At 40.2% G+C, this 14,295-nt stretch carries 14 protein-coding genes and 1 pseudogene; 4 read left to right on the top strand and 11 right to left on the bottom strand.

Annotated features, from left to right (window positions below; all coding sequences use genetic code 11):
• Nucleotides 1-136 precede the first annotated feature (136 nt).
• The 5 genes from pheT to CD126_RS10750 all read right to left on the bottom strand — a co-directional run bounded on the left by pheT (nt 137) and on the right by CD126_RS10750 (nt 5,678).
• Nucleotides 137-2,539, bottom strand: a complete 2,403-nt coding sequence (gene pheT, locus CD126_RS10775) for a phenylalanine--tRNA ligase subunit beta (protein ID WP_103370491.1) — start codon at nt 2,537-2,539, stop codon at nt 137-139.
• Nucleotides 2,533-3,597 (bottom strand): phenylalanine--tRNA ligase subunit alpha, encoded by a 1,065-nt coding sequence (gene pheS / locus CD126_RS10770; protein ID WP_103370490.1) that lies wholly within the window; start codon nt 3,595-3,597, stop codon nt 2,533-2,535. The genes pheT and pheS overlap by 7 nt, the downstream gene beginning before the upstream one ends.
• A 428-nt stretch (nt 3,598-4,025) precedes the next feature.
• Nucleotides 4,026-4,766 carry a TrmH family RNA methyltransferase gene (locus tag CD126_RS10765; RefSeq protein ID WP_049406976.1) on the bottom strand — a complete coding sequence of 247 codons (741 nt, stop codon included), beginning with the start codon at nt 4,764-4,766 and terminating at the stop codon, nt 4,026-4,028.
• Between the two features lie 109 nt (nt 4,767-4,875).
• Nucleotides 4,876-5,049, bottom strand: a complete 174-nt coding sequence (rpmF, locus tag CD126_RS10760; protein ID WP_002472844.1) for a 50S ribosomal protein L32 — start codon at nt 5,047-5,049, stop codon at nt 4,876-4,878.
• An 83-nt stretch (nt 5,050-5,132) separates the two neighbouring features.
• Nucleotides 5,133-5,678: a YceD family protein gene (locus CD126_RS10750; RefSeq protein ID WP_070502938.1), complete on the bottom strand. Its 546-nt coding sequence runs from the start codon at nt 5,676-5,678 to the stop codon at nt 5,133-5,135.
• A gap of 195 nt (nt 5,679-5,873) precedes the next feature.
• Here CD126_RS10750 and CD126_RS10745 point away from each other — a divergent pair, with 195 nt between their 5' ends.
• On the top strand, nt 5,874-7,016 hold the full coding sequence (locus CD126_RS10745; RefSeq protein ID WP_049406968.1) for a nucleotidyltransferase: 1,143 nt from the start codon (nt 5,874-5,876) through the stop codon (nt 7,014-7,016).
• Between the two features lie 162 nt (nt 7,017-7,178).
• On the opposite strand, the gene coaD is transcribed toward CD126_RS10745, so the two are convergent.
• Together coaD and rsmD are read right to left on the bottom strand one after the other, a co-directional pair.
• Nucleotides 7,179-7,670: a pantetheine-phosphate adenylyltransferase gene (coaD, locus tag CD126_RS10740; RefSeq protein WP_103370489.1), complete on the bottom strand. Its 492-nt coding sequence runs from the start codon at nt 7,668-7,670 to the stop codon at nt 7,179-7,181.
• Nucleotides 7,657-8,214 carry a 16S rRNA (guanine(966)-N(2))-methyltransferase RsmD gene (gene rsmD / locus CD126_RS10735; protein ID WP_049406963.1) on the bottom strand — a complete coding sequence of 186 codons (558 nt, stop codon included), beginning with the start codon at nt 8,212-8,214 and terminating at the stop codon, nt 7,657-7,659. Before rsmD ends, coaD begins: the two co-directional genes overlap by 14 nt.
• A 64-nt stretch (nt 8,215-8,278) precedes the next feature.
• Here rsmD and CD126_RS10730 point away from each other — a divergent pair, with 64 nt between their 5' ends.
• Nucleotides 8,279-8,668: a DUF7147 family protein gene (locus tag CD126_RS10730; protein ID WP_049406961.1), complete on the top strand. Its 390-nt coding sequence runs from the start codon at nt 8,279-8,281 to the stop codon at nt 8,666-8,668.
• 31 nt (nt 8,669-8,699) lie between these two features.
• Here the strand turns inward: CD126_RS10730 and CD126_RS10725 are convergent, their stop codons facing one another.
• The gene (locus CD126_RS10725; RefSeq protein WP_049406958.1) at nt 8,700-8,951 is read right to left on the bottom strand and encodes a DUF2129 domain-containing protein; all 252 of its coding nucleotides are present in this window, start codon (nt 8,949-8,951) and stop codon (nt 8,700-8,702) included.
• 221 nt (nt 8,952-9,172) lie between these two features.
• Between CD126_RS10725 and CD126_RS10720 the strand changes: the two genes are divergently transcribed.
• Nucleotides 9,173-10,105 (top strand): glycerophosphodiester phosphodiesterase family protein, encoded by a 933-nt coding sequence (locus CD126_RS10720; protein ID WP_103370488.1) that lies wholly within the window; start codon nt 9,173-9,175, stop codon nt 10,103-10,105.
• 76 nt (nt 10,106-10,181) lie between these two features.
• Here CD126_RS10720 and CD126_RS10715 read toward each other — a convergent pair whose 3' ends face one another.
• Both CD126_RS10715 and CD126_RS10710 read right to left on the bottom strand, forming a co-directional pair.
• Entirely contained in the window at nt 10,182-10,616 is a 435-nt protein-coding gene (locus tag CD126_RS10715; protein WP_049406952.1) for a YlbF/YmcA family competence regulator, read from the bottom strand.
• Nucleotides 10,617-10,633: 17 nt separating this feature from the next.
• Entirely contained in the window at nt 10,634-11,680 is a 1,047-nt protein-coding gene (locus tag CD126_RS10710; protein WP_049406949.1) for a CAP-associated domain-containing protein, read from the bottom strand.
• A gap of 146 nt (nt 11,681-11,826) precedes the next feature.
• On the opposite strand from CD126_RS10710, the gene CD126_RS10705 reads away from it, so the two are divergent.
• On the top strand, nt 11,827-14,085 hold the full coding sequence (locus tag CD126_RS10705) for an ATP-binding cassette domain-containing protein (protein WP_103370487.1): 2,259 nt from the start codon (nt 11,827-11,829) through the stop codon (nt 14,083-14,085).
• 130 nt (nt 14,086-14,215) lie between these two features.
• Here the strand turns inward: CD126_RS10705 and CD126_RS10700 are convergent.
• Nucleotides 14,216-14,295 (bottom strand): annotated as a pseudogene (locus CD126_RS10700) (DUF420 domain-containing protein); the annotation flags it as partial.

Raw genomic sequence — 14,295 nt, 5'->3', positions numbered from 1 at the left:
AAGCCACCCGCTAATCATCACTCCGATTAGTAGGTGGCTTAATTGATATATTGAGTTAGCATTTCTGAAGTTATCGTCTTATTAGACACTCATGTATTGAATGAAGACGCAATATCATAAGTACAACTTCGACATATTAACGAATTGTCGCACCCATTTCTTCAAGTGCTTTCAAGATTTCATCATGAACACCATTCACTCGTTCATCTGTTAAAGTATTTTCAGTATCAAGATAAGAAAGTCGAATAGCAATTGATTTCTCATCTTCAGCTACGTGTTCACCTTCGTAAACGTCGAAGACTTCAGCATTCTGAAGGATATCTTCGCCATGTTCACGAATCACTTGAATAATTTCAGATGATGGTTTATCAGGATTGACCATTAACGCAATATCACGAGAAACACCTGGGTAACGTGGTATTTGTTTATAGTTGATGAAACCAACTGTTTCTTCCATTAAACGATCATAATTGAGTTCGAAGACATACGTACGTTTCAAGTCATTATCTTTTTCAACTTGAGGATGTAATTCAGCAACGAAACCGATGACATCATCCTCTAATTTCACGCGTGCTGTTCGGCCAGGATGTAGCCCATCCATTTCAGCCGCTTCATAGTTAAAGGTTAAATCTAATTTCTCTGCAATACGGTCAACTACACCTTTAGCAATAAAGAAGTCAATTTCTTCTTGTTTACCTTGCCATTTATTAACCACGTAATTGCCTGTCATAATACCACTTAAGTACGTCACTTCGTCTGGCAAGTCACCTTCGCCATTACCGAAGAATACTCTACCTAATTCGTATAAACGCACATCGTGATTTTTACGCGCAATGTTATAAGCTGTCGCATCAATTAGATGAGGAATGAGACTTTGTCGTAACGTCGCATGCGCTTCACTCATCGGCATCAAGAGATCAATCGTTGGACGGTCTGTTAATGCATAATCACGCGCATGTGCTTTGGATGTAAGTGAGTAATTGATCGCTTCATTGAGACCTGCACCTTCAAGTGTAGCTTTGATCGTACGCGTCTTCGCTTGCTTGTCCGTCAATTCACCATGAGTCACTTGTTTGAAGACAGGTAACGTAGACGGTAATGCATCGTAACCGTAAATACGTGCGATTTCCTCGATTAAATCTTCTTGAATTGAAATATCTTTACGGCGAGACGGCGCATATACTGTGAACGCATCATCTTGACGCTCAGTTCTGAAACCAAGTTGGTTAAAAATCGCCTCAATATCGTCGGCAGATAAATCAAATCCAATAGTCCGATTCACTTTATCAACCGTGATATTAATCGGTGTCTCAAAGTCCCCTAAGTCACCTACTGCTACGCGACCTTGTTGAACGGTACCGTCAGCGTATTGTTCAAGTAAGTAAGTAGCACGATCGACTGCTTCATCAACAAATTCTGTTGCAATGCCCTTTTCAAAACGACTTGAAGACTCGCTACGTAAGTTCAAACGACGAGAAGTATGGCGGATAGATACAGGGTCAAAGATGGCACCTTCAATCACGACGTTACGTGTGTTGTCAGAGACCTCTGAGAAGTCGCCACCCATGATACCTGCAATCGCAATGGGTTCTTGACCGTTCGTAATGACGATGTCGCCTGTTTCAAGTTCACGTTGTTGATCATCAAGCGTTGTGATTGTTTCGTCTTCCTTAGCTTGACGTACAGCGATGTAGTCTGAACCGATTTGATCTTGGTCGAACATGTGCAACGGTTGACCGTATTCTAATAAGACGTAATTAGAAATGTCGACTACATTATTGATTGGTCGAATACCTGCTTTAATTAAGCGCATTTGCATCCATAATGGAGAAGGTTCAATCGTCACATTTTTAACTACACGTACGCTATAATAAGGAACTTTATCTTCATCTTCGACTGTGACAGAAAGCTCTGAGTCTGCAGAACCTTCTTCTGTCGTCGGTTGATGTGTCGGTTTATGCAATTCTTGGTCGTATAAGGCTACTACCTCATAAGCAGTACCGATCATACTTAACGCATCTGCACGGTTAGGTGTGAGGTCAAACTCCATCATTTGGTCTTCTAGGTAAAGTGCTTCTAAAGCAGATGTGCCAGGTTCGACTTCAGTTGAAAAGACATAAATGCCATCCTCGAATGCTTTAGGTACTACGTTACTAGAAATGCCAATCTCTTGTAGTGAACAAATCATACCTTCAGAACGTTCGCCTCTCAACTTGGCACGTTTGATCTTCACGCCACCTGGTAAGCGCCCACCTACTTTAGCTACAATCACTGTCTGGCCTTTGTCAACGTTAGGCGCGCCACAAACAATTTGTACTGCTTCTTCTTCACCGATATTCACTTGGCAAATATTTAATTTGTCGGCATTTGGATGAGGTTGGATATCTTCAACATAACCCACGACAAGGTTTTTAAGCCCTTCAGTAAGGTCGACGATGTCATCCACTTCAATACCTGTACGTGTAATCTTCTCTGCTAAGGCTTCTACAGATTGTTCTACAGTTACGTATTCACTTAGCCATTCTTTAGAAATTAGCATTCTTCTTCACCTCTATCTTCTACTGCTTTAAATTGTTCTAAGAAACGGACATCACTTGTATAGAAGTGACGAATGTCTTCAATACCATATTTCAACATGGCAATACGATCAGGTCCGAGACCAAAGGCAAAGCCTGAATAACGTTGAGAGTCAAATCCAGCCATTTCAAGCACATTCGGGTGAACCATACCTGAACCTAAGACTTCAATCCAGCCTGTTTGTTTACATACGTTACAACCTTCACCTTTACACTTGAAGCATGACACATCGACTTCAGCAGACGGTTCAGTAAACGGGAAGTAACTAGGACGTAAACGAATTTCACGGTCTGCACCGAACAACTCGCGTGCTAATAATTCTAGCGTTCCTTTTAAGTCACTCATTTTAATATCTTCAGCAACGACAAGCCCTTCAATTTGCGTAAATTGATGACTGTGTGTCGCATCATCTGAATCACGACGGTACACTTTACCCGGACAGATAATCTTCACTGGACCTTGTCCATTGCGCTGCTCCAACGTACGCGCTTGGACAGGTGACGTGTGCGTACGCATCAACGTCTCTTCAGTAATATAGAAGCTATCCTGCATATCACGTGCTGGATGTGATTTCGGTAAGTTGAGTGCTTCGAAGTTGTAATGATCTTGTTCCACTTCGTAACCTTCAACGATTTCGTAACCTAAACCGAGGAATAGGTCTTCGATTTCTTCAATCGTACGTGTGAGTGGATGTTTCGCACCTAAAGCGATTTGACGACTTGGTAACGTCACATCAATCTTCTCGTCACGTAATTGTGCTTCCAATTGTTCATTCGCTAACACTTCTTCGCGTGAAGCAATTTCGTCTTGAATCGCTTGGCGTAACGCATTGACTTGTTGACCATATGCTGGTTTCTCTTCATTGGAAAGGTCTTTCATATGTTTCATTAAGCCTGAAACTGAACCTTTTTTACCTAAATATTTCACTTTGACATTTTGTAATGCTTGAGCATCATGCGCTTCGTTAATATCTACGAGCGCTTGCTGTTTGAGTTGAGACATCTCTTCATTCTGAACCATGTCTGTTCCTCCTTCTCCTTTAATCCTTCACTATTTACAACTCTATGTAGATGTGAGTTAACTTTCTTGTGCAAAATAAAAAAACTTCCATCCGCACATGGGACGAAAGTTTCCGTGGTACCACCCAACTTTAAGTATAAAGCATGACGCATCGTTGCAAATCATAAGCGATTCACAGTTCACACCATCTAAGTGGCTCGGTCTTTACTTACGTTGCTTTACACTTTTCTCAACCTTGATAACGAATAGGTATCCGACTTAAATTTCTTTAAGTAGCTAAAAAGACGAAAGAACGAACGTCAGTTGGAATAACTTGCAGTCACGGTTATTCTCCCTGAACAACTGAGCTATGTCGCTCACTTCTTTTTATCAGCTAAAGTATTCATTTCTAATATCGTTACTATTATATCTAATACATTGAATGCGGGTCAACCTTTCAAATGGTAGATCAAGATACTTCCTGCGATCGCCACATTGAGACTTTCTGCGCGACCATAAATGGGAATCGTCAAATTCTGTGTCGTCTGGTCGAGTAGCTCAGACTTAATGCCCTCGCCCTCGTTACCTAGTATGAGCGCAAACTTATCTTGTTGCTCTACAGTTTGATATTCTACTGCATCTTGTAGTGCTGTCCCGTAAACTGGCCCTTCAAAATCATCGATAAAGGTCTGTAAATCTCGCTGAATAATCGGAAGATGGAAGACACTACCTTGACTCGCACGAAGCACTTTCTCTTGATAGGGATCCGCGCTACCTTTCTCCAAGACTACCATATCTAATCCTGCTGCATCTGCAGTGCGTATCAACGTTCCGAGATTACCTGGATCTTGAATGCGATCAATCAACAGCACTTGAGAGGGTTGACGATCTTGTACGGTGGGCTGTTGTATTACAGCGAAGATGCCCTGGGGCGTCACTGTCCCGGAGAGTAGTTCTGCCACTTTCAAATTAATCTTGTAAACCGCATCCGCATACTCCAACATTGCTGCATCTTTACGTTCTGCCTCTACACAGAACAAAGACACAATTTGTATGTCACTCGCCATCGCTTCTTCGATGAGATGGTATCCTTCGATGAGTGCATAGCCTGTCTTATCTCGTTCTCTCTTCTTCTTCAGTTTATTTGCAGCTTTCACTTTACTATTTTGTGTTGATGTTATTTGTTCCATCTATATTCTCACATCCTGAGCACTGTCATTTCTTGTTATATTAAAAAAATCGTTCAAAAATTAGCAGCGCCATTTTTGAACGATTACAGTCAACTGAGTCTATATCTTATTATTTAGATACGACTTCTTCACCGTTGTAAGAACCACAGTTTTTACATACGCGATGAGATAATTTGTATTCACCACAGCTTGGGCATTCAGTCATGCCAGGAGCTGAAAGTTTGATATGCGTACGACGTTTATTTTTTCTAGTCTTAGACGTTCTTCTTTTAGGTACTGCCATGTTTAATCCTCCTTATATTTAACACACAAAATCAATTAATGTCAGATTCAATAATCCATTATACTATAAATTATTAAAAACTGCTATTGCTCTTCATCATATAAATGTTGTAATTTTTGAAGCCGTGGATCAACTTGTCGTGATTGTTCCTCTTCTTTCTGTTGTTCGAGCTCAATAGCTTGATCTTCGTCAATAACTTCCCAACCATTGCCTTCGGTTAACATTTGATCACTGTGTTCTGAGAAAGCACGCATTGGCTTTTCCACAACGACAATTTCTTGAACAACATCTTTGAGATTAATCATACCGTCTGTGGCGTCATGATAATGCTCATCGTTGTCCTCATCTTCGTCAAACTCGAAAGGTTCTAACTCAAAGATTTCTTGCGTCTTCACATCTAAAGGAACTTCAACGGGGTCAAGTGTTCTCGCACAAGGCATCGTGTACGTTCCAGTAATGTGAACATCTGCAATAACCTCTTTCGATTTAACTGTAAGAGTTCCAACTACATCGATTGGAGTTAAATCAATTAAACCTAACGCGTCTTTGAGATGATCAAAAGTGACCGTTTGATCGAAGTCAAATGGCTTACCTTGATATTTACGTAATTGCGTTATTGACCATTTCATATGGCTTCACCTCTAACAAGCACAAAATTTATTTTAACTTTATAAGGAAAAGATGTCAAGATATTTTCTTAACAGTAATAAGGTATCTGTCTCTCACGAATTTCGCTTTACAATGAAGGTTCCAGCACGAAGTCGCATCGTGTCATGAAGTTCTGATACAATACTTATGATGAGTCCTATAAAGGAGAAATGCAAATGAAAAGTGTTGCGTTGATTACGGAATATAACCCTTTCCATAACGGGCATCAATATCATGCTCAAGAAGCTAAGAAACGCACTTGCGCCGACGTGTCTATTGCGATTATGAGCGGTAATTTCGTCATGCGTGGCGAACCTGCGATTTACTCAAAGTTTCAGCGTACACGTATGGCGTTAAATGATGTGGATATCGTAGTGGAACTGCCGGTGTACGGCGCACTTTCTGCCGGAGAGTACTTCGCTCGAACGGGCGTCAAAGTTGCAGATTATATGGGAGCAAACTCACTTCTGTTTGGGGCAGAAACAGCTGAACCAGAACAATTTCACGAGCTCGCTCGACTGCTGAATTCTAAACAATATCAGATACAGATTCGTGAACAATTAAAGGAAGGAAAGAGTTACCCACGTATTCTCAATGAGCTATTTCCACATTCAGAAATACTCGCTCACCCTAATAATACGTTAGGTTTGTCATACATACGTGCGATTAAAGATTTAGGTGTGGCTATCGACCCATATGTTCTTCCGCGACAACAAAGTCATCATCGCGACCAAACTATTCGTGACACTTATTTTGCCAGTGGAACGAGTATTCGAAACGCGCTCATGAATGATGATGAGCAATGGCGTTCAGTTGTACCAACAAATTTAATTCCGTTGTACGAGTCACCAGTGATGTCATGGGACGCCTTTTACCCTTATCTTAACTATGCGATAACAGCACAAACTGCAGATGAACTGGAAGAAATCTATATGGTGAACGAAGGTTTGGAATCACGTCTGCAGCGCATTAATCAACAAACGACGGACTTTGAGTGTTTGATTTCCGAGTTAAAAACCAAGCGTTATACACGGACGTATTTGCAACGTATGCTGATGCATGTACTTCTCAATACGAAAAAGTCAGATGTCGACCACGAGCAACCGCTTCAAGGCGTGAGAATCTTAGGTATGACTCAAGCGGGTCAACGTTACTTAAAGCAAGTTAAAAAACGCTACCCTGAACGTCAATTTATCACCAACATTAATCAACGTTCAGCTTCGTTATTTAAACCAGAAATCCGAGCAACTCAAATTTATAATTTAGTTTCGGGCTGTAAAGAAGATGACTTTAACACGCCTGTAATACGGACAGATTGAGCTTTAAAACAACCTGCACACGAATAAAGAGTAGAACTGAGTTTCTAGGTTAATGGCACAGCTGTGAAGGTTCCCCTAACCTAACTCACGTTCTACTCTATTGTTATAGTCTATTCTATTAAAATGACGTCTGTCGCCCCCACATTCTAAACGCAAGATCACTTACTCAAACTTACGAAACTTGTCGTTTAACGCGCGTTCGACATGTTCAGGAACGAAATCGGACACATTTGCTTTGTATTGCGCCACTTCTTTCACAACGCTTGAACTGATGAATGAATAATTCGTACTCGTCATCATATACATCGTTTCGACTTCGTCATTGAGCTTCTTATTCATAGAAGTAAGGCGTAACTCATATTCAAAGTCACTTACTGCGCGAAGTCCACGAATAATCGTTTGCGCACCAATCTTCGTACAGAAATCAACGAGCAAACCATTAAAGTTATGAACTTGAACATTGTCTAAATCTTTCACTGATTCTTCAATGAGCGCGATGCGTTCATCTAGCGAGAAAAGTCCTGATTTACTACTATTCTTCAATACACATACATAAATTTCATCAAACCGAGTCGCACTTCTCTGAATAATATCGATATGCCCATAAGTAATTGGATCGAAACTTCCCGGAATGACAGCCTTAGTTAATGTCATATTGTTCTCCTTTTTCTAATAACATTGTATCTGTTAACCCATAGTGGTAACGCTTAATCACCTGGAAATTCCCTGTATCAATTTCTTCTTGATGATTAAATTCACAAACGATAATACCATTTTCCTTTAATAAATCAAATAATGCGATTGCTTCTAACGCTTCGTCAATGAGGCCTTTCTCGTAAGGTGGATCGAGGAAAATCACATCAAATTGCATTTCGCGTTTAGCAAGAATTTTCAATGCACGTGCGGCATTATTTTTATAAACTTCAGCTTGATCTTCGAGCTCTAAAGATTTCAAGTTATGTTTAATTACTTTAAACGCTTTGAAATTCTGGTCGATGAAGATCATTTTATCCATACCACGCGATAACGCTTCAATGCCTAAAGCACCACTTCCTGCGAAGAGGTCCAGCCCCACGCCAGAAATCTCTTGCAGACTGTTAAAAATGCCTTCTTTCACCTTATCCATCGTCGGCCGTGTCGTACGCCCTTCCAAGCTTTCTAAAGCCTTACTCTTATGTATACCTGCGATGACTCTCATAGTTACCCCTCTTTCTTTCCCTGTATAATTTCTATATAATGCTAAATCATGAGGAGGATTTAACATGAAACAATCATTTATACCTATCGGACATGGACTCACTGATTTATTTGAATTTCTGACACTTATGGAATATAACGCTAAACGTGTGTCAAAGATGGTCTATTTCCACACACCACTGTCGGATAAGAAGTTATCATCCGTCGCCTTAGTGATGAATCCAACGTCTGAACAACACTTCCAAGCGATGTATCTCATGCAAGATGCAGTGCGCTATCCTTACCCTGAAACGAATAAAAAGTTTGAAATGCTGAATGAACATGCAAAAACTTATAATATTCCGGTTAAAGAAGTCGACGTGCATGCTCCGGAAGAATATCCAGAACTCGAATTATATTATAACTATTTAACGAGTGTACTTCGTCTACAGAACTGGATTCCACCCTTACAATAGTGTTGAAAAAATCGCGAGTTGAGCACGTAATTTAAGATAATTCGTGCTTTTCTTTTTCGTACACTTTCTTTAAATTTTTATACGGCGAGCCTTGAATATGATTAATATATTTGAGTTTCATTAATTGTGTGACGATGCGATCCGCTTGGCTTTCTTCAACATACATAATGACATAATGACGTCGTGGATTAACGTAGATTACATGGCCATGCTTTTTGAGTTGTCGCACATATTTCATATTCTTCAAATAGATGATTAAACTCGCTCTGGAAACGATATTCATAAATACATCACTCCAATTAGTAGCCCTTATATAATATCACGTCTTGCTGAGATAATAAATCCGAAGAAAGATGTGGGTATCATAATAATGAGAATTTAACGAAACTTACAATTCACTTTATCATCTTTATATCTCATTTTAACCATACACCAAAGGGGTAATGATTGAGGAAACTAATCTAGACAGCTAAACTAAAGATAAATCAAGGAGGAGGTCATCATATGGCTCATATTAATCGCTTACTTAAAGGCGCTTTAATCAGTACAGCAGGCGTCGTAGGTAGCTTGATGCTAACGAAACACTTTACTAAAAATAAATCACTCAAACACATCCCGCCGTTCTTTGACAAACCAAGCCCTTACCTCTTCGCTCACCGCGGTGGCATGTTTGAACGTCCTGAACAAACGAAACTTGCTTTCGATCGCGCGGTAGAGATGCAGCTGGATGGCTTTGAAACAGATGTGCGTTTAACGAAAGATTTACAGCTCGTCGTCTTCCACGATGCTTCACTAGATCGTACTACTAACGGCTCTGGACTCGTAAGTGAACATACACTCGACGAATTGAAACGCTTGGATGCAGGTTACCGCTTTACAGATATTAACGGTAACCATCCTTATCGCGGACATTCTGACGCGCGTATTCTGTCATTTGACGAATTGCTAGAGCTTTATCCTAACCATCTCGTCAATGTCGACTTGAAAGACGACCCTAGCCAATCATTAGGTGCTCAAGCTCCTCAACGTATGTATGAAATCATTCAACAACATCATGCTGAAGATCGCGTACTCGTGACGAGCTTCGATGATCGCCAAACACGTAAGTTCAAGCAAATTTCACAGAACCAAGTCGCTGTAGGTGCAAGCCAGAAAGAAGTTACAGTCGGATTCTTGAAATGCTTTAGCGGTCTTGGCGAAACGTTCAAACCCATGGCTGATACTTTCCAAATGCCTACGCAATTTAAAGGTATAAACTTAACATCGTCTAAATTTATTCAGTGGCTCAATCACATTAACGTGGTGCCTGGTTTCTACGGCATCAACAATATTGATTTGATGAACGACTTGTATGCTAAAGGCGTGCACACACTCGTCACTGATAAACCCGAATTGGCTTATCGTTTTAAAAAGATGCATAACTTACTTGAAAAATAATCACACTAAAAAACCGGAACGCTTTCTCGCTCTCATCATTCTCTAATCGAGCCTCAGCGTTCCGGTTCTCTTTATATCAAAGTGAACATTTACATGATGCACCAGTAGCACAACCACCTTTGTGCTGTTGGAAGAATGGATTACCTGCTTCAATCTTCACGTTATCAGACACAGCATATGCAATCTTCGTAATGACTTGGTCTACGAGCCCTTGTAACTCTGCCTCTTTCTTCTTATATTCCATCACACACGGCAACATCTCATATGCACGTTTACGTCGACGTGTTTCCAACATGATCTTCTGATAGTCAGGATGATACTTTCCAAAGCGTAAGATGTCGTTATATTGGTCTTTAGATTTTAAAAAGGCTTGATATAACAAGTGCGCTTCTTCGTCACGGTTTAATGTTTCTTCCGCTTGTTTAAATTCATGATAAATATAAGAATCGAGTATCATATCACTTAACTCATCAATATCGTCGAGTACATTTAATGTCTGTTCTGTAATCATCACTGCGCCTCCTCGAATTATTTTTCAACAAAGATCAAAGTATAGTAACCGTTATTCACATCGCCACCCATGTCCGTATACTTGGCGTTCAAGATACGCGAACGGTGGATATCTGAGTTCAACCAGCTATTAATCAGCGTTGGAACATCATTGAAATCTGAACCGACGTTCTGACTCGTAGAAGTAAAGGCGATATTCTGATCGTTGAGTTGCTCCGTCAAGGCGTCTTCGGTAAACTCCGCATGACCTCCACGCACCGCTTCATACAAGTTAAATGAGGCAATATGACCTATCTGATTATCGATCTTCAGTGGCTCAAGTCCTTTCAAATTACGCATTTCATTCGTCGTTTCATACAGGGTCATCAATTGGTTGGCATTCTGCTCATATGGCAACGCGTCGTGTTTGTTCTTCAACTCTTCCTCATTGGATGCTGCAACAGTTTGGTAAGGTTTAAAATTCACGAGTGCTTCGCTATCTAAGAAACGCACTGCCATAATCTTGTTAGAACGTTGGTCGATGTAAATTTGCGCATAATTCTTACCAAATTTCACGAGCGCTTGCGTCTTCATATCATCATCAGATAGTTCGATATCGTAGCGCTTATGATTCACTTTTATACTCGGCTCAGGATTGATGCTCAAATTTTCGAAAATGTGCGAGCCGTTTTCCATAATTTTTACAGGTTGAACGTTAACGTCTTTACCTGTCGCATAAACCGATTTGATAATGTCATTTTTAACCGTCACGATATAGTATTGATGATGCTTTTTGAAGACGTAATTTTTAAAACCATTTTTATATGCATAAACGCGATCTGCTTGACCAAATTTATCCGTTAGTTTGTCCAAATCTTTGCCAATCCATGTGCCAATCCCTGACTTTGGTGGTTTATTCTCCGCATCTTGATTAGAAGGGGTGACATTTTTACGCTCCACATTATGTTTCGCGTGCTTATTCGGGTTCTCCAGGACATCGAACTTCAAACGAGGTGAATAGAACAAATAAGCAATAACGACGATAAAGACCATCACACCCAATATTTTTAATATCATCTTGCCCAATGTTCATCTCACCTCACCTAATTATTCTTTAACCCTGTTCAAAAGTCATATCATTTCAAGCATAAGAAATATTCACTGAAAATGAAACCAATTTTACTCGGAATCAGCTGATTTCTTTGTTATACTCACACCAAGGAGTGAATCATATGTCAGTAATTAAAGTTCATGGAGCAAGACAGAATAATTTGAAAGATATTTCCCTGGAAATACCGAAACATCAACTCACGGTGTTCACAGGGCGTTCTGGTTCAGGAAAGTCCTCCCTCGTATTTAACACGCTAGCAGCAGAATCAGAGCGTTTATTGAATGAATCTTATTCGACTTACATACAGAACCAACTCGTCCAATATGCTAAGGCTGATGTGGACGCAATCGAACATCTTCCTGTCGCGATGATTATCAATCAGAAGCGTCTTGGAGGTAATTCACGCTCAACGGTAGGAACTATTTCCGATATTTATGCGTCCGTACGTTTGCTGTGGTCGCGTATCGGCGAACCGTTCGTAGGCTATTCCGATATCTTCTCTTTCAACAATCCGAAAGGGATGTGTCCGACTTGTTCAGGATTAGGCTACGTTGAAGATATCGATTTAAACGAGCTACTAGATTTCGACAAATCACTTAACGAGGATGCGATTAAGTTCCCTTCTTTCCGTCCTGATAGTTGGAGAGGTAAGCGTTACCTTTACACAGGTTTGTTTGACAATGATAAAAAGCTTAAAGATTATACTGAAGATGAACTCAACACGTTCCTATATACTGAGCCCACCAAATTATCCAATCCACCTGAGAATTGGCCACGCACAGCCAAATTCGAAGGACTTGTGCATCGTTTCAGACGTTCGTTCTTACTCAATGACAACTTTGAAAAACAACGTTTCAAACAAGATATCGACCGTGTGGTAACATCTCGTCATTGTCCAGATTGTGACGGTAAACGACTCAATCAAGACGTGTTGTCATGTAAAATTAACGGATATGATATCGCTGATTTCACCAATCTATCTATCGATGATGCAATCGAATTTTTACAACAACTCAACTCAGACAAAGCACAATTTATTATCAATCCGTTACTCGCTCAGTTGAAGGCCTTAAGCTATATCGGTTTAAACTATTTAACACTCGGTCGTGAAACACCGACATTATCTGGCGGAGAGTCTCAACGCATTAAACTCATTCGTCATTTGAACAGTCCACTATCTGATTTGGTTTATATCATCGATGAACCTAGCGTAGGACTGCATCCTGACGATATCCAACGTATCAACGAGATCATTCAATCGCTTAAAGATAAAGGTAACACAGTGCTTGTTGTCGAACATGACCCTGACGTGATTAAACATGCAGACCACATTATCGACCTTGGGCCTTATGCAGGTACACACGGTGGCGAAATTACTTTTACTGGTACCTATCAAGAATTACTAAAGTCTGAGACGAGTACGGGTCAAGCCTTACGTCGCACGCATCAGTTAAAAGCACAACCACGCCAAAGCGATGATTGGATTGCCTTGAATCATATTTCTCGTAACAATATCAAAGACGTGTCCGTCAAACTACGCAAGGATGTATTGAACGTCATCACAGGCGTTGCAGGTTCAGGTAAATCCTCTCTGATTTCTGCTGGTTTGAAAAATCAATCAGATGTGATTTATGTCGATCAAAAAGGTGTGCACGCTTCCAATCGTTCCAATCTCTTAACTTATTTAAATATCTTCGATGAAGTGCGTACATTCTTTAGTAAACAAACAGGACTGAAAAAAAGTTTATTCAGCTACAATTCTGCTGGTGCTTGCCCTGAATGTCATGGTAAAGGTGTCATTAAGACTGAACTTGCCTTTATGCCAGATTTCACTCAAGTTTGTGACGTTTGTCATGGCACACGTTATAAACCGGAAGTCTTAGAGGCCAAAGTCGATGGCTACTCCATTGCGGACATTCTCGCTTTAACTGTTGAAGAAGCGATTGATTTCTTCGAAGAACAAGAAACCGTCGTCACAGCTTTACGGGCACTTGCTGAAACAGGTTTAGGTTATATGACACTTGGACAGTCAATGGATACACTATCAGGCGGTGAAATGCAACGTGTGAAGTTGAGTAAATATCTTGCACACCGTGTGTCAGATCAAATCTTTGTCTTCGACGAGCCTACGACAGGCTTACACGAAGATGACATTCCATTACTAGTAGAATGCTTCAATAAATTAATTGAAGATAATAATACTGTGGTCTTAATTGAACATAACTTAACGATGATGACTGAAGCAGATTGGATTGTAGATATTGGTCCATATGCTGGAGCGAGCGGCGGTCGACTGTTATACGCTGGCGAACCAAAAGGCTTATTAGATGTAGAAGAATCAGTCACAGCAAAGCACTTACGTCGCTATATTGAGTCGTAAGATGACATAACTATCGCAATGGCTCGTATGACTGAATGGCAATTTTAATATTAAGCAAACTAAAAAAGTCGAATTTCCTGAGATCTAATGATTTCGAGGAAATTCGACTTTTATTATGAAATATTTTAACTTATAAACCTAATGTGGCTTTGAGTAATGAAGTTGTCTCGCCACCAGGATAAAGTACATATAATAATATATATACTGCAA

Origin of the sequence: Staphylococcus pettenkoferi, from assembly GCF_002902685.1 — a bacterium.
GTDB lineage: Bacteria > Bacillota > Bacilli > Staphylococcales > Staphylococcaceae > Staphylococcus > Staphylococcus pettenkoferi.
This window is presented reverse-complemented; position numbering and strand designations above follow the sequence as displayed.